Source organism: Bifidobacterium sp. UBA4282, from assembly GCF_002394995.1.
Lineage (GTDB): Bacteria > Actinomycetota > Actinomycetes > Actinomycetales > Bifidobacteriaceae > Bifidobacterium > Bifidobacterium pullorum_B.
On the sequence record NZ_DGVO01000008.1, the window covers coordinates 3,961 to 4,357 of the forward strand.

General features: G+C 59.7%; 1 pseudogene. It reads left to right on the plus strand.

From position 1 onward, the window contains the following. Window positions 1–78 precede the first annotated feature (78 nt). Window positions 79–397 (plus strand): annotated as a pseudogene (locus B4C31_RS00930) (hypothetical protein); the annotation flags it as partial.

The following is a 397-nucleotide window of genomic DNA, read 5'->3' on the forward strand; positions in this document are numbered from 1 at the left end:
CCCGACGAGCAGTACACGCACATCACCCTCTGGACCCTTCTCGCTTCGAATATGCTCATCGGTTGTGACATCGCCCAAATGGACGAATTCACCATCAACCTCCTCTGCAACAACGAGGTCAACGCCATCAACCAGGATCTCCTGGGCAAGCAGGCAGACCGCGTGGTGGAGAATGGCGACATCCAGATCTGGGCTCGCCCGCTGGCCGACGGCGCCCACGCCATCGGCATCTTCAATGTAGGCGACAAGGACCTGAAAGTGAACCTCGCCGACTACTTCCAGCTCATGGGGATCCAGCAGCTGCAGAGCGCCCGTGACCTCTGGCGCCAGAAGGACCTCCAGCCCTCCAACCTCCAGTGGGTGATCCCCACGCACGGGTGCGAGTATATTAAGGTGA